This is a genomic window from Haloferax sp. ATB1 (genome assembly GCF_000730175.1).
This window is the reverse complement of the sequence record NZ_JPES01000106.1, coordinates 1-16,414: the sequence shown is the minus strand read 5'-3', so window position 1 is coordinate 16,414 and position 16,414 is coordinate 1. Positions and strand designations below refer to the sequence as shown.

16 protein-coding genes are annotated in these 16,414 nt (G+C 59.8%); 10 read left to right on the top strand and 6 right to left on the bottom strand.

Translation table 11 applies throughout. From position 1 onward, the window contains the following. Positions 1-84 precede the first annotated feature (84 nt). Entirely contained in the window at positions 85-426 is a 342-nt protein-coding gene (locus tag ATB1_RS17500) for a TrbC/VirB2 family protein (RefSeq protein ID WP_128081500.1), read from the bottom strand. 124 nt (positions 427-550) lie between these two features. On the opposite strand from ATB1_RS17500, the gene ATB1_RS17495 reads away from it, so the two are divergent. Next, complete coding sequence (locus ATB1_RS17495) at positions 551-1,696, top strand: transposase (protein WP_241768334.1); 1,146 nt, start codon at positions 551-553, stop codon at positions 1,694-1,696. Positions 1,697-1,886: 190 nt separating this feature from the next. Here ATB1_RS17495 and ATB1_RS17490 read toward each other — a convergent pair whose 3' ends face one another. Next, a complete protein-coding gene (locus ATB1_RS17490) occupies positions 1,887-3,215 on the bottom strand; it encodes an RNA-guided endonuclease TnpB family protein (RefSeq protein WP_042666004.1) in 1,329 nt (442 codons plus the stop codon). Between the two features lie 583 nt (positions 3,216-3,798). Here ATB1_RS17490 and ATB1_RS22130 point away from each other — a divergent pair. Then, positions 3,799-3,969 (top strand): hypothetical protein, encoded by a 171-nt coding sequence (locus tag ATB1_RS22130; RefSeq protein ID WP_157837765.1) that lies wholly within the window; start codon positions 3,799-3,801, stop codon positions 3,967-3,969. A 348-nt stretch (positions 3,970-4,317) separates the two neighbouring features. On the opposite strand, the gene ATB1_RS17485 is transcribed toward ATB1_RS22130, so the two are convergent. The 3 genes from ATB1_RS17485 to ATB1_RS22585 all read right to left on the bottom strand — a co-directional run bounded on the left by ATB1_RS17485 (position 4,318) and on the right by ATB1_RS22585 (position 8,467). Further along, positions 4,318-5,142 (bottom strand): toll/interleukin-1 receptor domain-containing protein, encoded by an 825-nt coding sequence (locus tag ATB1_RS17485; RefSeq protein ID WP_042666002.1) that lies wholly within the window; start codon positions 5,140-5,142, stop codon positions 4,318-4,320. A 266-nt stretch (positions 5,143-5,408) separates the two neighbouring features. Beyond that, complete coding sequence (locus tag ATB1_RS23575; protein WP_241768333.1) at positions 5,409-6,686, bottom strand: DUF192 domain-containing protein; 1,278 nt, start codon at positions 6,684-6,686, stop codon at positions 5,409-5,411. Further along, a complete protein-coding gene (locus ATB1_RS22585; RefSeq protein WP_042666000.1) occupies positions 6,683-8,467 on the bottom strand; it encodes a hypothetical protein in 1,785 nt (594 codons plus the stop codon). The genes ATB1_RS23575 and ATB1_RS22585 overlap by 4 nt, the downstream gene beginning before the upstream one ends. Between ATB1_RS22585 and ATB1_RS22580 the strand changes: the two genes are divergently transcribed. Next, a complete protein-coding gene (locus tag ATB1_RS22580) occupies positions 8,438-8,914 on the top strand; it encodes a hypothetical protein (protein ID WP_198526142.1) in 477 nt (158 codons plus the stop codon). The genes ATB1_RS22585 and ATB1_RS22580 overlap by 30 nt on opposite strands. A gap of 301 nt (positions 8,915-9,215) precedes the next feature. Here the strand turns inward: ATB1_RS22580 and ATB1_RS17465 are convergent, their stop codons facing one another. Next, positions 9,216-9,755, bottom strand: a complete 540-nt coding sequence (locus ATB1_RS17465) for a hypothetical protein (RefSeq protein ID WP_042665995.1) — start codon at positions 9,753-9,755, stop codon at positions 9,216-9,218. 355 nt (positions 9,756-10,110) lie between these two features. On the opposite strand from ATB1_RS17465, the gene ATB1_RS17460 reads away from it, so the two are divergent. From ATB1_RS17460 to ATB1_RS17435, 7 genes are all read left to right on the top strand, one after another. Continuing rightward, on the top strand, positions 10,111-10,716 hold the full coding sequence (locus ATB1_RS17460; protein WP_042665993.1) for a hypothetical protein: 606 nt from the start codon (positions 10,111-10,113) through the stop codon (positions 10,714-10,716). Next, positions 10,716-10,970 carry a hypothetical protein gene (locus ATB1_RS17455; protein ID WP_042665991.1) on the top strand — a complete coding sequence of 85 codons (255 nt, stop codon included), beginning with the start codon at positions 10,716-10,718 and terminating at the stop codon, positions 10,968-10,970. Before ATB1_RS17460 ends, ATB1_RS17455 begins: the two co-directional genes overlap by 1 nt. Next, positions 10,967-11,488: a hypothetical protein gene (locus ATB1_RS17450; RefSeq protein ID WP_042665989.1), complete on the top strand. Its 522-nt coding sequence runs from the start codon at positions 10,967-10,969 to the stop codon at positions 11,486-11,488. The genes ATB1_RS17455 and ATB1_RS17450 overlap by 4 nt, the downstream gene beginning before the upstream one ends. Further along, on the top strand, positions 11,481-13,052 hold the full coding sequence (locus tag ATB1_RS17445; RefSeq protein WP_042665987.1) for a hypothetical protein: 1,572 nt from the start codon (positions 11,481-11,483) through the stop codon (positions 13,050-13,052). The genes ATB1_RS17450 and ATB1_RS17445 overlap by 8 nt, the downstream gene beginning before the upstream one ends. Beyond that, complete coding sequence (locus tag ATB1_RS22575) at positions 13,049-14,191, top strand: helicase HerA domain-containing protein (RefSeq protein ID WP_052368116.1); 1,143 nt, start codon at positions 13,049-13,051, stop codon at positions 14,189-14,191. The genes ATB1_RS17445 and ATB1_RS22575 overlap by 4 nt, the downstream gene beginning before the upstream one ends. A gap of 20 nt (positions 14,192-14,211) precedes the next feature. After that, positions 14,212-15,369 carry a hypothetical protein gene (locus tag ATB1_RS22570; protein ID WP_052368113.1) on the top strand — a complete coding sequence of 386 codons (1,158 nt, stop codon included), beginning with the start codon at positions 14,212-14,214 and terminating at the stop codon, positions 15,367-15,369. Then, on the top strand, positions 15,369-16,414 hold a 1,046-nt coding region (locus ATB1_RS17435), incomplete at its 3' end, for a hypothetical protein (protein ID WP_042665986.1). The genes ATB1_RS22570 and ATB1_RS17435, both read left to right, overlap by 1 nt.

Sequence of the window (16,414 nt, the reverse complement as noted above, 5' to 3'; positions counted from 1 at the left end):
GAGCCACTCGGAAAGGGCCCGGTTGGTTGTTCGGGCACGAGTGGGACGATGATTGAGGTGTGTTTCCTATCCGTCCCTGCCGGGTCAGGGGGTGGCGATCCACTCGAGGAGCGCCACGAAGACGGTGACCCCGAAGTAGAAGATCGTCATGCTGGCTCCGCCGATCATGAGCCACATCCCGTTTTCTGCACGGTCGGAGTTCTTGCGGGCGGTGAACCAGACGATTGCGCCTAGCGCGAGGCCGACGAGACCCGCGTACTTGAGGACGAGCAGGACGGTGTCGTACAGGTTGGTCATGATGCCTTCCAGACCACTCGTGCCGGTCTGTGCCGCGACAGGCTGCACGAAGAGGGTCAGTGCGATGAGGCCCATGAGAACGGTCATTCGGTGCTTCTTCAGGTGTTTCGTTACAGGGAGGGTGTTCATGTGATTCCTCGAACACGAGTACGGCGAGAACGAGAATAAAGAAGCGCAGCCCACATTGAATGTGGTAATGTAGCGGATGTAGTCAGTTACCCACGACTGAACAGTAGGTGCCGAAGTAACTGAGTTGTCGCTTTCGTCGTTGGTGACGAATCAGCAGTATGATCCATGCAACCGAGGCGAAACAGCTGTCTCGTGCTGCTTCTTCGCTGCTGTTCACGCGGCTGGATTTCGAGACAAAGCCGAATGGCAAGTATCCGAGCGAGACTTCCAGAAAGTCCTCGCTCGGAGTGCTTTCGACGGCGAATTCGTCCATACAACCGCCAAAGAGCTTCAGCTAGCTCGGGGAGCCGATATCGATCTCCAGCAACGCAGTCCGCTTGCGAAATCGCTTCTCTATCATCTTCGTCACCTCACCCCGGACGCCATCGACACCCAGTTCGATGGCGTCCGGACAGCCACCTTCGCTCACGCCCGCCGTCAGCGGGCGTTCGCTCGTCCTGTCGACGTCGCGCTGGACATTCACGAATGGCTCTACTACGGCTCGACCGAGACACCGCACGTCTGCGCAATCAATCCAGACCGCGGAACGAACCTCGCCTACGCGTTCGTTACGCTCTGTATCGTTGATCCTGCCGTTCGGTTCACGCTGGCGTGGGAGTCAATAGAGGCGAATGACTCCCGCACACTGCGGGAGTCCATTCGCCGACTCATCACCACTGTACGCCAGTTCGTCCGGATTAACCGCGTGTACTGTGACCGGAGTTTCTATCGCGTTGAACTTGTTGAGACGCTAGTTGAGCTTGATGTTGAGTTCGTCATCCGAGCACCGAAGACGTCGGGCGTCAAGCGCGTGCTTGACGCCCACGACGAATCTACATTCGTAACCACCTACGAGATGGTTCAGAAGTCGCCACCGACGAAACGAGCGTCGGTGACACTTGTCGTCGTCCCGCACCGCACGCGGGACGACGACTCGTTCTGTTTAGTAACTAACCGGGAGGTCTCCGTTGAGTATGCCGAACCGCTTGCGGAAGCGTACCGACGTCGCTGGGGCATAGAGACGTCTTACCGGAAGATCAGTGAGTTCCTTCCGCGAACGTCGTCGCCGACGTTCGCGGTGCGGTTGTTCGAGTTCCTGTTTGCTGTGGCGTTGTACAACCTCTGGATCTTGGTGTGTCTCATGCTTGTTGATCAGCGAGTACTCACTGATCGTCCGGCAGTCTCGACTGCACTGTTTCGGCTCTTCATCGTCTCTGTTCCAGAGGGATAGCAGAAGATGCGGCGGCTGACCCGGATACCGGGTCAGCACGCCGCTGCTGACTGGGAAGACTTGTTGGAAGACTCCTGAGACGGCAATTCACTGGTCTTCCGGTACTGCCAGTAGCGGTGAGAATACCGCCGACACCAATTTCTCATCATTTGTCGATGTCATTCGGCAGGAACACCCAGAGCTTCGGCACCTACTGTGAAGTCGTGGGCTTGTCAGTGGACTCCCCTTCTACCGTCGTACTGACGGAGGCGTTGTAATCGCCGTTCAGGTTCAGCGTCCCTGACGCTAGCGCATACTGACAGGGTGCGCCTCCACTCGAAGACTTCTGCCCCGAGTGGAGACGTTTGAGAAGTTTGCGAGCGATATTCTTGCTCGCGTTGTAATCCGCGTTCAGTTCGTACTCGCACTTCTGACATACGAACTGGTGTTTTGACTGCCGATTCGATTCGTGCGTAAATCCACACGATGAACACCGCTGACTCGTGTACGCCGGACTCACCTGATCAACCTCGACACCATACATCTCAGCCTTGTACTCGACGTAGTGGTAGAGGCGTCGGAACGCCCATGCGTGGAATCGCTTTGCACCAGCCATCCGGTCACGAATCCCAGCCAGATTCTCGAACGCGACGTGCGTACAGTCGTGGTCGCGGGCTTCGTCGAGAATCTGGTTCGAGGCGTGGTGGAGTTCGTCCTGCATCCAGCGGTGCTCGCGGTCTTTCATCGACTGAATCGACAGGTGTGCCGACCGCGTGCCTGCCTGTTGCATCGAACCGCGTGTCTTCTCGAACTCCCGGCGTCGATGGTTCATCTCGTCGGCATTCCCGATGAACGCGCCCGTTGAGGTCACAGCGAACGAACCGTCCACGTTCAGGTCAACACCAAGGACTGTTCTGTGCTTGGCGTTCTGATGGGCTGCATCAGGCGACATCTGATGAACGTCGGAAGAATCGGTCTTGGACTGTTCTTGCTCGTCTGTGGTTCGGCGCATCCGAGCGTGGAGGTAGAACGATCCGGTGGAGCGGTCGTACTGCAACGTGGACATGCGGAACTCGTAGTCCTCGTTCAGCAGGTACTTGTGAATCGGAGTTCCCTCTGCGTCGTCGGGAAGCACGTAGTCGCACTCAACCCGACCGTTCACTGTCGAGAGCGAAACGTGGTCACGATGGAATGTCGCACTTCGCTTGTCGTAAACGACGCTCCACGCATCGAAGTGTGGTTGACTCGTCTTCGCGCCCTTCTTGAGTCGAGTGACACCGCTTTTTGTAGCCTCGATAGCCCGACGAATCCCCTTTTGGACGAGGTTCGCTGTCAACTCTGTCTCGCCACGAAGTCGCTCGTAGAGGGCGTTCTCGGCTTTCTGCTTCGAGGTCACGCAGTAGTCATTCGGATGTCTCCACGCCCACCTTGCGGTGGTATTCGCACAGTGGAGAAACTGTTGTTTGGTCTGATGGAGGTCGTCGCACCGCTCTGTGGGTACGTTGAGTTTGACTTTGACAGTGCGAATCACGTCCCCCATCCGTATTTCACATATTCGGCCAATTTTTTATAAAATCTACGGTTGTCATGGGGGAGTCAATTGGCTATCGCTCGTGGGTTGTGTCGGGGGGTGTCGAATTCCTCCCACGGCTTGAGTGGTCTGCATTAGTTCTGGACACATGCAGCGGGGCACCAGAGAATGCGAATATCATGGCGCGGTCATCCGATTCTCTGACTTGGAAATCGTGCTCGCGAGAAGGGTTCAACAGTTGCGCTGATCACTCTAGCCGTGGGCTTCCTCCTTGCATCTATGTGATGTGGTCAGAGCAATAGTCGAGGACCGCTTCGTGAACAGTCCATGCGGCTGATTTCGGCGTTTCGAAAATATACACGGGTTTGCGGGGGATTCGCGGAGGGGCGGGATTGTGGGGGTGACCGCTCAGTTTATTTTCATGCCATACGTAAGCGTCTCCGGATAAGGGAACACCCTCCTCGTAGACCCAGTCCATCGAGTGATTGAAGTGTCAGCCAAAAATACCACACCAACCACGGGTACTGCTACCGACTGTGACGAACCCCGGACGACGATCAACGTTTGTCTGCACCGGAATACGCACACGCGTTTGACGGCCTACAAGAATTACAATCCGCTCGCGAACAAGACGTTCGACGAGGCGGTCAACGAGATTCTGGACTCGGTCGGATTCCCCGAGGCCGATGTTTTTGAGAACCCGGCGTTCCCAGTTCTCTCATACACGGGAGACCAGCCATTCTCGATGCCTGGTGACGACTGAGCAGAGCCACCCACGCGGTTTTTCCCGCCGGTCGCTATCCACTATCAAATAGCTTGCTCTGTTGAAACCCTTCGAAGATGAGATATACTGGCGGTCGTGCTGACTTGATGGAAATTCTGCTATCCCATCGGAGCGTGAATCAATTATGGGACGCAAGAGACCGAGCTGTATTCCGTGCGCTAGAGCACGTGGTGCTGAACTCAGGGCGTATATCGCTCACTGGGGTTCGAGCGTCAGTTGGCGAACCGAATTGCTCAGTTGAAACTGTCACTTGATGGTGACGGCGAGCGCGAAGACGCGCAGAACCGGATCAATTACGATGATTCGCGGCGGGCCTCGTCATCCCAGTCACCCAACGAGCCCGGATTTGTAGTCGTCACGGTCGTCGGACAGTTCATCTAGCCGGGCTTTCGGGAGGCGCAGCGTGAATTCAGTCCTCCCAGCTGATTTTTCGTCTATGCCCGAGACATGGCCTTCGAGCGGCTCGTCTTTGATGACTTTCGTTGTCCCGATGAAATTCGACCCGGAATAGGTGAGACCGCTGTCTTCGACTGTGAGTTTGACCGCTGTCACCCCCGAAGTGTGCGGCGTACCGCTCGTCCGCCATTCCTCAACTCTGACTTTCGACCCTTTTGAGATATCCACAAGGTCTTCCATAGTGACGTTGAGTTCAACGCGATCAACGCCCTCCACGTCGTCCAGTTTCGGCGTCTCGTCGGGTGACTCAATCGCGCTGTACAGCTTCGCGGTGATCTCGTCGATGTTGTCCTCAGTGACTTCGTCGCCGATTATATTAGCAAGACTCGGACTTTTCTCCTGGAGCTCCTCAAACTCCATCCCATGCAGTAGTGGGAGAATGACGTTCTCGTCCGTTTTCTTGTGCTTCTGCACGAGACCATCGAGCTCCCATTCGGACATCCCCTGGAAATACGATGGAGAGATGAGGATGACAGCGTGTTCTGATTCCGTGAGGGCGCGGTCAATTGAGGAGCGGATGTTGTCTCCAATCCCGAGCTCGACGCCGTCGTACCACACGTCGAGGCCGTACGCGGTGAGTTCGTCGTAGAGCCCGTTTGCTACGGGTTTGGAGTCTTCGTGCGAGTAGGAGATCATCGCGTCGTATTCTTCTTCCCGTTCCTCCGCGGATTCGCCGGTTGCAGGTTCCTCGGTCATTATCTCCCACGTTGTGTGTGATGGATTAAAAATTCACCAACCAGCACACCAGTTTGACGACTGGGTTTGCTGTATCCATTCTCTGTATGTTGCACTCACTCCCCGGCAAGTTCTGAGGATTTCAACAGAGTAGACGCACTGTGCGTGTTCGCTGGCGCGATTCGACTGGTTTCCATGAGACGTCGCCTCGGAGTATCCTACGCAACAATTGACTTCCCGATTGGGTACACTGTGTTGCGTAGGATCAACAGCCCCCGTGACCTGATTCAGGCGCTCGATCGGGAGGAACTCGGGGGACGGTGTGGTTCGGAGACGACCACATTGGGTCCGTGTTCGTCCTCGATGATAGCGACGACAGTCGAACCGCCGTTGCGGACTCGCGGTGGGCCCCACTCGATTTGCACCTTGTCACCGACGGCGATCTCATTCTCAATCGTCCACTGGTATGGTACTTCGAGGACGTACTTCGCTCGCCCCCGATATTCCGTATAGGGTTCGCCGTCTGTTTCGAGTTCGGCGTGGTGGATGGTCGTGATGGTCCCGTCGGCGTCGATGAAGATGATATCGATGGGGAAGGCCATATCCCGCATGACGTAGGCACGCTCTTTCTCCTGTTTGTGGCGGAAGAACATCCCTTGGCCGGGGTCAAGCGACTCGGTTTCTGAGAGCCCGATGGCCAGTTCGCGCCACGTCGCGGCGACGGGGCCCTCGACGGATTCGAGGTAGCCACCATTTTCGTCGTAGATGGTCGCTGACGCGTAGTTCGGCGACGTCAGATCAGAGTACATCGTGAATCCGACCCAGCCGACCATCGGCGCGAAGACGATGATGAGGACGGCGAGAACTCGGCGGTCTGTGAGGCGGTCGATGATTCGGCGGGCGAGCGTGTCTTCAGGGAAGACCGGGAGGTCGGTCGGGTCGGTGACCTCCTCATCCACCGCCGTGTGCCCCGGTCGGTGCTGGTCTTCGTGGTCGTGATTGTCGGTGTTTGTGCGGTCTGGAGTGTTTGAATTTGAGTCTGTGGTCATGGCGGTGAGACGGTCAGAGGAGAATCCAGCGAGCGTGCTGAACACGTTGCCGCCGATACTCGCCCCGACGAGCGTGAGGCCGATGACGATACCCCGCCGCCCTCGGGCGTCGGCGAGCGAGTCGCGGCTGCCGAACGCCCACCAGGTCATCCCGATGATGAAGACGGCGAGGCCAAGCGCTTCAAGTGCGAGACTGAGGGCAGTTGCGAGTTGTGAGATCGAGCTTGCCTGTGGACCCGTGACCGCGCCGTAGGGCCAGCCGGCGGGGAGGAATCGAGACCCCAAGATGAACACGAGGACGTCGTAGAGGACGTCGAGGCCAGTGATGGCGACGAACCCACTTGCGCCGCCGACAGCCATCCCCCGGTAGCGGTCCATCGAGCGGGCGTCCTTTGAGGTGTAGAACCATCCGATCACGCCGACCACGAGTGCGATGAGCATCCCGTAGCGCCCGAGTACCTCTGCGATTTGGTAGATTCGGAGGAAGGGCTCGACGAAGCCGCCGACGCTACTCATGCTTTCTTCCCTCCGCCGCGTTTGGTCGTGCGGCGGCGCATTCGCACGTACCAGAACGCGAAGATACCGAGGGCGAGCCACTCGACGAAGATGAGGGTGTTATTGATTGCCCCGGAGATGTACTCGCCGACGGTGCCGGCGGCTACGAAGGCAACGTCTCCCGGTGGAAGGAGATAGAGGATGCTGTCACCCTTGTAGTATGGGTTGTCCGGGCCGGTGTCCCATACATCGCCGTCGTACCTGGCTCGGAGGGTCATCCCGTCCCACGTAACTGAGGCACGCCCCTCAGAGTCGGTGGTGACGGTCCAGTTCGTCCCGTCTGCTTGGGTTACGGTGATGGTCTTGTTGTCGAGGAAGTTACTGTTCGTATCGGTCAAGATGAGTGTGCCCTCGTGCCCTTCGCCGGTGGGTGAGCGATCTATCTCCATCAGCCGAAGGACGGTTGGAGAGTAGGGTTTAGTGGAGACGTTGAGTTGGTCGTCGAGACTGCTTCCGAAGGGGTTGTCGGCGGTCGCCGTGGCCGTCTCGCCAGTTTCGAGGTCGTTGGAGTTGAGGGTCACGACGTACTGCGTGTAGAGTTCGGTTGGTGCGTCGTTGTCCGTGTCGCTGACGCCGGCAGGGAGCGGTGCTCCACCGGGTCGCGCTGCGACTTGCGTATCGACCGTTCGGAGGTAGCCCCAGCGTTGGGTTTCGACGGAGTCCTGTTGACGTGGGAACTCCATTGTGACGTTGGCGACACTTGTTTGATAGTGGTAGATGGCTGGCCAGCGGTCGCCTTGCGTGTGGGTTACGTCGTATGTGTTCGACCCGCTTGCCGTCCGGACTTCGACCCCATCGTTCCGCGAGACGCCGTAGAAGCGCCACGGCGAGTCGATATTGACGACTTTCCCGTTGACGTCGACCTGAATCTGTCTCCACGGATCGTGGGGAAGGTCCTGATCGCCCGTCCACGTGACGAGCAGTCGGTCGTCGCCTTCTCCGTCGATGTGAACGACGCTGATGTTGAGATTGGGCGAATCGAAGTCGGTGATCGTCACGGGGACGCTGTATTGTGTCGTGTGAGTGTACGTGCTCGTACTGGATTTCGACCATTCGTTGCACCGCGAACTCGTGATGCCCCAGCGACTTTCGACCTCGCTGGTCACCCGGAGCGTGGCGGTGAGGATGTATTCCCCTCGGGGGTATTCGAGGGGCATACTCGACGGGTCCTCGATAGCAATCCAAGTTGTGTCACCGAATTTCGCCCAGTCGGATTCACCGCTGAATCCGGGTCGGTCGAGCTGGACAGAGGTGACTTCCGCACTAGAGTTGATGAGTTCGTACTCGGCCCACTTCGTCCGGTCGTAGTAGTGCCAGTGGGTGCTCTTGTGCGTGTGCGTAGAGTTATCGTGGGTGTGCGTTCGGCGGTGGATGTGCTTTATCTTACACTGGTCGTCGTAGCTGTAGTCCGGCGGTGCGATGGCTCGGTGGTCGAACGGGACGTAGGCTCCCCGCGTGGGGGTTCCGCCCACGACGTAACTATCGCGATACCAGACGCCACCAAAGACGTGGTTGATGCCGACCCACGCATCGCGGACGGTGTCGAAGTTCGACTGCCCCCACTGTCGGGACATACTCGCGCCATCGCTGGTCGGATAGAGTGCTCGGCCATTCACCGTCGGGATGGCGACGCGGTCGGAGTCTTGGGCGTACCGCGAGTACTGGCCAGCGGCGTGGAGGTTTCGGTCTATCGTGTTCGAGTAGTACGCGGTGTGGATGAGCGCTTCCTCTGGGTTTGCCACGTAGAGTTCCTCCGCATTACGGTCCCACCTGACCTCGGCGTTATAGACGGGTTGCCACTCACCGTATTGGCTGGTGACGCGGACGAACCACTTTCCGTCGGTGCTCGTCGGGCCGTCGTAGGTGTTGTTGCCGTGGACGAGGAGGAACTGCGTCTCCTGATAGGATGTGATATCGGCATAGCGCGTCCACCGATCTTGATACGGAACGGCTTGAAAATCGCTGAGGTCTCTGATGTAGACGTCTTGCGTCGCGACGTATCGAAGCGTCTGAGAGGGAGATTGCGATTTGGCTTGGAGCTCGACCGGCCCATATGGATAGTCGTTCTCGAAGTAGCCGTCGTAGGAGATGTCACTCGGGTCGACGTCGTCGTCGTTGTTCGCGAGGATACGGTAGGTATCGTCGTAGGACTTCTCGACACCGGGGTCGGGGGACGGGGATTACGGTGATAGCCCCCAGGCCAGCGGCGGCGACGCTGACGGACGCGAGCAGGAGCAATCCCACGAGCGCTATCGTAATGCACGCGTGGATGTGCTGTGCGTACCGCCCGTCGGTGCGCTTGAGCCGGGAGAGACCGAGACGTCGCTCGGAGAGTCCGGTTCGGAATGCGCGACCAGCCGACGTGACACGCCCTCCCAGCGTGGTGTCGTCCTGGTGCGCTCCGGTCCCAGTCCCGGTCTCGGTCTTTGACTCGTCCTCGGTCTCGGGGTCGGCCCGTTGACTGTCAGTACCGGCCCCTTCGGGGGGGAGTCAGCCTGAGAGGACATGGTCAAGCAGGCTGATGAAGACAGGGAAGGCGAAGCCGATAATCGAGATGACGATGCCTGTGGTCGCCATCATGAATCCGCACCGTCGGTTGTTCAGAGAGGGGCTGATGAAGTACGCGATGATGCCGACAATCATCGTGATGAGGCCACTCCACTTGAGGAGGGTTCCGACCCAGCCGGGGACCCTGATTGCATCTTTCAAATCGGCAACGAGCGTGCTGAGGTCCGTGTCGGATTGTAAGGGAAGGACCGAGGCTCGCTGTGCATCCGGGGTCGAAAGGAGTGCGTCCGGGTGGAGTACTTGTGCACGCGTGAGCGTCTGTATGAGATTGAGGTTATTACCGAGTCGAAAACCGCCAGATCCAAAGCCGAATCCGAGAGGTTGGAGCGGGCCGCCAGCTGCTCGAAGAGACGGGGCGACCGAGGAGGCCGCGTCGATGGCTGTGCTGGGTAGTGAGGGAGGCCCGGCGAGGATGAGCCACCGGCTGGCGACCTCAATGGCCTCTGGCTGTAGTTCTATCATGGGGAGGGTGTTCTCTCCACGCACCGTCTGGTGTAGCGACGGTGGTGTTTGGTACAGCACGGGAGGCCGTCTGCGGGTAAATACCCTCCTCGGTCACATCGGATGTGGTGCTACAGGGACCACATTGAATGTAGAAATGTGGGCGTGATAACATCTTAAGGTCGGCTGGCTTACGGATGTCGATGGAAAATCCCGGTCATAACCAGTCGGTCGCTCACAATTCGAGTGACTGCTCGCCCGCCCGAAATTGGCGCGAGTCTGCGGAGCGTCTCGAGACGCTCGGTGGGACTCGCGACGCTCCGGCGAGCGCCATCCGGGACTCTGTCCACAATCCAAATAACGGGAACACCCTCCTATGCCTGAAATCCAAGTTGATTGGCACTCTCAACAGGAGGCCGACCGCCTACGCGATCTCCGTGACCGACACGGGATGGTGTGGCGCGGCGTCCTACTCGAGGGGGCTAAACACGCAGAAAGTGTAGATTTGCTTAAGGCGCTCACAGAGCTCCACCCAGCACTCGCGACAACGCTCCCCAACCCGACCGGGGACGGCGCGGCCCCGAGCCGGTCGGAGCTGACCGAGGAGTTGCGAGAGCAGATTCGTGAGCAACAGCGCATCCGAGCGACGGCAGAGATCCCACTCTCTGCGTTCGATGATGAAACGAACGCCGACACGCAACGACAGCGTGAGGGCAACATCGAGAGCGACCCTACTCCCGAAGTAGCGGGCGTGGAGGCACAGCCGTCGCGTGTTGATACCGACCGAACGCGGGCGTACAAGCAGTGGGACGTACAGGAAGCCCGTGCCCTCGAAGACGGCGAGGTACTCCATCTCGATGCACACGCGGACGTGGGGGATGTGCTTCGCCACGAAGGGCAAGAGGCCGACCACCCTGATGACGAACTCGAGGAGTGGGAGATCTATGACGACCATCTGTACGATTATAGCGGGGACTACTGATGGCGGGGAGTACCCGAATCAGAATCACCTCCCAAGAGGAGTACGAATGGCTCGACTCCGTTCGTGTAAAGTACGGACTCACCTGGCGTGGGATGCTGTTAAAGGCCGAGCAGCGGTTGCTCGCCGCCGAGCGTCACTGGCCGGAAGAGTTCCAGACACCAGAGCACCTCCGCGCGGGCGGCGTCGCCAGCGTTGCGAGTGACGCCGATGTTGAAAGGGACGCGTCGGCAGAGACCGACGAGGTGGTTGAATGAGCAAGGACGTCCCGATGGCGTCGCATTTGCTTTCCTCGAAAGTGTTCGGCGTCTCGGCCCGGAAGTTGGCCGAGTCGTTGGGTCCGCCGCTCATCGTCCCAATCATCCTCTACGCGATTGGATTACCGCTCCTGGTCACGGCGCCGTTCGTGATTCTCGGGGGCATCGCTGGAATCATTATCTACACACGGACGCCGGAGGGACAACGCCCGATTCGGTTTGCAGCAGCGATGGCTCGCCACTTCCGAGGGCGGACGGAGTACCTCTGGAAACCTCCCGAGGCTGGTGACCACGATATCGCCTCACGTGAGCCCTTCGAGGGCTGGGTCACGGAGCGGCCAGACCCGGCGGCGAGCGAGAGTGAGAGTGTGAGTGAGAACGAGGGCGTGAATGAGAGTTACCGCTCGGATACTGTGGACAGAGAATTGACGGTGAATACGGATTCGGATGCGGATGCTGGGCCCGCTTCGGAGTGGCCCGCTGCGACGGCAACGCTCGGAGAGACTTACAATGACTGAATACGAAGACGCCGGTTCGACGCTGGACCTCATGGACTTCAAGAATGTCCGTGACGGCGGTGTCGTAGAAACTCCAACGACGTACGCGATGCTCATGCGGGTCCAGCCCCGCGAGTGGCTCATCCTCTCAGAGGAACGCCGGGAGAGCCTCTACTTGTCGTTCATGACGTTCCTTCGCGGGCTACAGTTCCCGACGCAGATCCTCTCGGTGACGACTGCGTACGATCCTGAGCCCTACCTGGGACGTTTCGAGAACGTCGACCGCCCGCTCATCGGGACGAGCGAGGACGGGGCTGACGAAGAGGACGCGCTCGACGAGTCGCCGCTGATGGATTACGGGCGACAGTATCACGCTGAGTGGCTGCGGAACGTTGTCGACGTCGCGGAGATTCGTGACCGCGATTTCTACGTCGCGGTCTCGGTCGCGAAGGATGGAGAGGCCGACGATGGCGTCATGGCCCAACTTCGTGGGTTCCTGCCGGGTGGGAACGATGTCGAGACGGACAGCGAGACGGAAGCCGCGTGTCTCGGAGAAGTGAAAGCCCGCGCCCAGCGTGTGGCCTCGAAACTCCCGCAAACACAGGTGAAAACAGAACTGCTCGACACGCGAGCGTCTGTCTTAGAAGTCCTCTATGAGGTCTATCACGGGCAGAAGCCACCGATCTCGTTCACGCAGGGCAACTACACGCGCCCGGACGACCGCGCTCAGGATGTTGCTGACGCGGCCTACGATGTCGAGGCGGCGGCCCAGGCGGAAGCGAACGAGGATGGCGACTTCGAGTTCGACCGTATCTCCGAGGAGTACCCCGAGATTGAGATTGAGTCGGATGCCGACCCACTCGCGGCCGTCGGTGATGGTGGCTATGCCCACCCCGAGTTCGTCGAACGGGTGGCGAGCTCACGTATCCTTCGATGGTACGCACGGAACATCGGGCCAGTAGGCCACGGTCCCCGCCCGGTCGTCCCGCGAGCCATCTACGCGGGGGTCAGCGTCGGCCTACTGAGTTTCCTCCTCGGCGCCGTGGCGCTGGGGGGATTCGTGTGGTCGATGGAACTTCCCCAACGCGGGTCGGACATCTACTGGCTGGCTCGAACGGCCTCGTTCGCGACCGGCGCAGTGAGCCTCCCTGCCTTCCTGTTGAGCCTCGTCGTTCTCTTCCCTTCGGGACGAAAGACGAAGGCGCTCTCGCTGGTCGGCCTCAGCGTGGTCGGCTATGCGGTCAGCCTGTTCCTCGAGGCGTACCCGTATGAGTGGGACTCGAATGCGGCTGTGACGACGCTCACGGTCGAAGTGTACGCGGCTGGACTGGCCGCGTTACTGCTCTGTGTCGCCCTCGCAGTGCGGTCCCGGCAGAAGGTGGATCTCTCGAATCTCACCACGGTGCCTGTCGGTGGCGTCGACGGCGAGATGGACGTTGACCCTCTCACCGACGGCGGCCGTACAGAGGTAGACACTGACGAAACGAACGGCGACGCGGTTGCTGACGACTCGCTCACGGCGGCAGACGCGGACACGGACGCGGAAGTGGACACGACCGACGAGCGAAACGAGGCAGACCAATGAATCCCCTACACAGACTCCTCGGGCGAGACAGTACCGAGGATGACGAGACTGAACGGATCCCGATTGACGACCTCACGGGCGAGGAGACGCAACTCGCACTCGAGTACCTGAATCTGCTCGACCGGGACGCGACCCGGAAGAACATCGAGTGGGCGGCCTACCAGTTACAGGCCGAAGAGCTCCCGTTAGTCTCGGCTATCGAATCCCTCGAAGAGCGCGGAAAACTCGACAAGAAGCTCGTCGCGCCCCGTGCGATGGAGCGCCACCCCGAGTTCCAGATTCGCAACGAGAAAGTGACGCAGATTATGACCGTCACTGGCTTCCCCCGGAAGGTCAATCTCGGCTGGCTCGTCCCGCTGACGATTGCGGACGTCGACCTCCGACTGTCGTTCCACATCACGCCGCGTAACCCCGCAAAGACTCGCCAACAACTCCAGCGGCGCTACACGCAGACGACGACGTCGCTGGCGCTCAAGAGTCGAAAGGGGCGGACAGACACCCACCAGGACGAACTAGAACGCGAAGACCTCCTGCGCATCCTCCAAGACGTGGTTCGGGGGACGACGAAGGTGTACGACATCGCGATCTACATGGAGTTGATCGCGGATTCCCACGAGGAACTCGACGAGATGCGCGAGCGCGTCGACACCATCCTCGCCGAACAGGACGTCGAGACGACCGTCCTTCGCCACCAGCAAATCGAGGGTAACGGGACGATTGTCCCGCTCGCGACGGACACGATCAAGAACGTCCACCCGATTCAGTTGGAAGCGCTGGCGACGCTGTTCAACCTCGTCGAGCCGCCGATTTACGACGCGGACGGCATCATGATGGGGTTCGACGACACGAGTCGGCCGGTCATCATCGACCGCTATGCACACTCCGGATACGGAATGGTCATCTCGGGGAAGACGGGGTCGGGGAAGTCCTACGCCCGGAAGCTCGAGATTTACCGCCGCTTGCTGGCGGACCCGACGGTCCAGTGTGTGCTGTTCGACCCGGCGGGCGACGACTATCCGTTCTTCGCGGAGAAGCTGGGCGGGGAAGTCATTCGCTTCGGTGGCGCACAGAAGGTGAACCCGATGGATATCGAACCGCCGTCGGGCGACTCGGTGCGGCCGAGGACACCTACCCGCTGACGGTTCGCTCGGTCGTGGAGATGCTGAACACGCACTACGAAGACCGGGGCGGCCTCCCCGCTGCGGAAGAGGGAATGCTGATCCAGGCGGTCCACTACGCGTATCTCTCGAAGGGGATTGTCCTCGGTGAGTACGAGACGTACGCGAACGAGTCGCCTATCATCGACGATCTCATCCGGGGCGTCGAGGTCATCACTCACGGTGGCTATGAGGCGGCGCTCGAGGAGGGCCTCGTCGACGAGGCCGAGTTCGAGCACTTCTGCGAGATGGGCGTGCTCTCTGAGGAGGGCGAGCCAATCACGGACGCCGGGATTTCGGTCCCGATGGCGGTTTTTACGCCCTCGGAAAAGCACCAGGAGGTCGCGAAGTCCCTAGAACCCAAATTTGAGTCGTTCAAGCCAGGCGGTATCAACTACAACCTGAACGGGACGACGAACCTCGAGTTGAACTCGCGGCTGGTCGTGATGGACATGAGTTCCTTCGCCGACACAGGCGAGATGCCGCTTATCCTCCACGCGATGTTGCAGTGGGCGTACCTCGAGGCCAAGCGGTCGCCGAATCGCTTCGACGTGACGTTCGACGAGGCCCACTATCTGTTGGGTCGGGAGTCGACGCGGGATCTCATCAACCTCTTCATCCGCCACGCCAGGCACTACGATGCCGGGCTGACGCTGATGAGTCAGACCGCACACGAGTTCCTGCGGACGGAAGAGCGCCGCGAGATTTACGAGAACTGTGACATCAAGATGCTGTTCTATGCGCAGTCGGTCTCGGACGCGACGAAGGAGTACTTCGACCTCTCGCCGGCTGAAGTGAAGTACCTACAGTCAGCCCCGCGAGGGCAGGAATCCGGGTACTCTGGCTGTCTGTTGTCGACGACGAAACACGGTCGTCGCCGGCTCGAGGTTCACTCTGGTGACTTTGAGCACTACATGATCGACAACAACCTCGACCCGTGGACGTACATCGAGGAGCGCGAGGGAACGCGCCGCCCCGAAGATGCCGGACCGGTCGAGTCTGAGCTGGACCTGACTGATATGCCGGATATCACGAACCGCGAGTTGGATATGCAACTCTCTGGTGAGTTCGCACAAGACCGGGCCGCAGCAGAGCCGTCGCCGGGATCGGACTCCGTCGATGGCGCTGTGTCGGACGTCCCAGCGTCTGGTGAGCGCTGATGGACCCCACGCTGCTGGTCCTGATGGTTCCGCAGCTCGCGGTGGGGTCGGTAGTGCCGCTCCAGATTCTCGGCCCCGATTCGGTCGCAGAGGCAATCTGGGGATGGCTCATTGATACGCTCAATGTGGCAGCGTCAGAGATGTCGTCGGCGCTCACTGACGAGCTCCTCAAGGGCCTCCTGAAGGTCCCGAACCCACACGGTTCGACGGCGGCGAACGGAGCGTGGACTGGGATATTCGAAATTTCGCTGGTCTTGCTCCCGATAATGATCGCGTTGGCGCTCATCGCGTGGCCGTTCAGTGAGGACCGCGAGTCCGGGTTGATGGACCTCGTGGTCCGGACGGTGATGGTGCTGTTGTTCATCGGGGTTTCCCAGCCTGCCTGGGGATTCGCGATCGACGCGACGAATGCCGTCACGATGGCGATTCTGAACCTCGACCCCGACCCGGGAGTAGCGAACTATGGGTACGGTAACGGTCTCGTCGGCGCGCCCACGACGTTCGCCACGTGGACGCTGAAGTTCATCGTCTCGATAGTCGCCGCGATTCTCGCGGTGCTGTCGCTCCTACTGGCGTTATTCTTCCTGCTACTGCGCTGGTTCATGATTTGGATGGCCTACATCGGGACGCCGTTTTTCGCGGTCGTCTGGTTCGTGGGCCGTGGTCCCTTCAAGTCGGTGGGGAGCGTCGGAGCGACGTTCATGCGGATGGGCGTCTTCGCGCTGTTAGCCGGCCCGATCATCGCCATCATCGTGTTGGCCTTCCAGGTCATCGAACACGGTGGTATCCTCCAGGCCACGGGCGGGAGTTCCGATAGCGCCGGGGCGATGATTCAGAATGTCGCTGGCGAAACCGGCCTGATCTTCGCCGAACTCGCGTTGATGCTGCTCTTCCCAGTTGTGCTCATCGTGGCGATCTGGAAGCTCATCTCGTGGGCGGGCCAGCCCATCGGGGTTGGTGAGGCGGCAGCAGTCGCGACGATGGCTGTCACGGCCGCTGTCGGCGGCGCTGCGCTGGCGCGGCCGGTGGTGCGGCTGCTGGTGGG

What these genes read in the sequence shown, in the direction of transcription:
- ATB1_RS17500 (WP_128081500.1), bottom strand. Translation starts at nt 426, where the DNA reads ATGAACACCCTCCCTGTAACGAAACACCTGAAGAAGCACCGAATGACC.
- ATB1_RS17490 (WP_042666004.1), bottom strand. Translation starts at nt 3,215, where the DNA reads ATGGGGGACGTGATTCGCACTGTCAAAGTCAAACTCAACGTACCCACA.
- ATB1_RS17485 (WP_042666002.1), bottom strand. Translation starts at nt 5,142, where the DNA reads ATGACCGAGGAACCTGCAACCGGCGAATCCGCGGAGGAACGGGAAGAA.
- ATB1_RS23575 (WP_241768333.1), bottom strand. Translation starts at nt 6,686, where the DNA reads ATGAGTAGCGTCGGCGGCTTCGTCGAGCCCTTCCTCCGAATCTACCAA.
- ATB1_RS17465 (WP_042665995.1), bottom strand. Translation starts at nt 9,755, where the DNA reads ATGATAGAACTACAGCCAGAGGCCATTGAGGTCGCCAGCCGGTGGCTC.
- ATB1_RS17460 (WP_042665993.1), top strand. Translation starts at nt 10,111, where the DNA reads ATGCCTGAAATCCAAGTTGATTGGCACTCTCAACAGGAGGCCGACCGC.
- ATB1_RS17455 (WP_042665991.1), top strand. Translation starts at nt 10,716, where the DNA reads ATGGCGGGGAGTACCCGAATCAGAATCACCTCCCAAGAGGAGTACGAA.
- ATB1_RS17450 (WP_042665989.1), top strand. Translation starts at nt 10,967, where the DNA reads ATGAGCAAGGACGTCCCGATGGCGTCGCATTTGCTTTCCTCGAAAGTG.
- ATB1_RS17445 (WP_042665987.1), top strand. Translation starts at nt 11,481, where the DNA reads ATGACTGAATACGAAGACGCCGGTTCGACGCTGGACCTCATGGACTTC.
- ATB1_RS22575 (WP_052368116.1), top strand. Translation starts at nt 13,049, where the DNA reads ATGAATCCCCTACACAGACTCCTCGGGCGAGACAGTACCGAGGATGAC.
- ATB1_RS22570 (WP_052368113.1), top strand. Translation starts at nt 14,212, where the DNA reads ATGCTGAACACGCACTACGAAGACCGGGGCGGCCTCCCCGCTGCGGAA.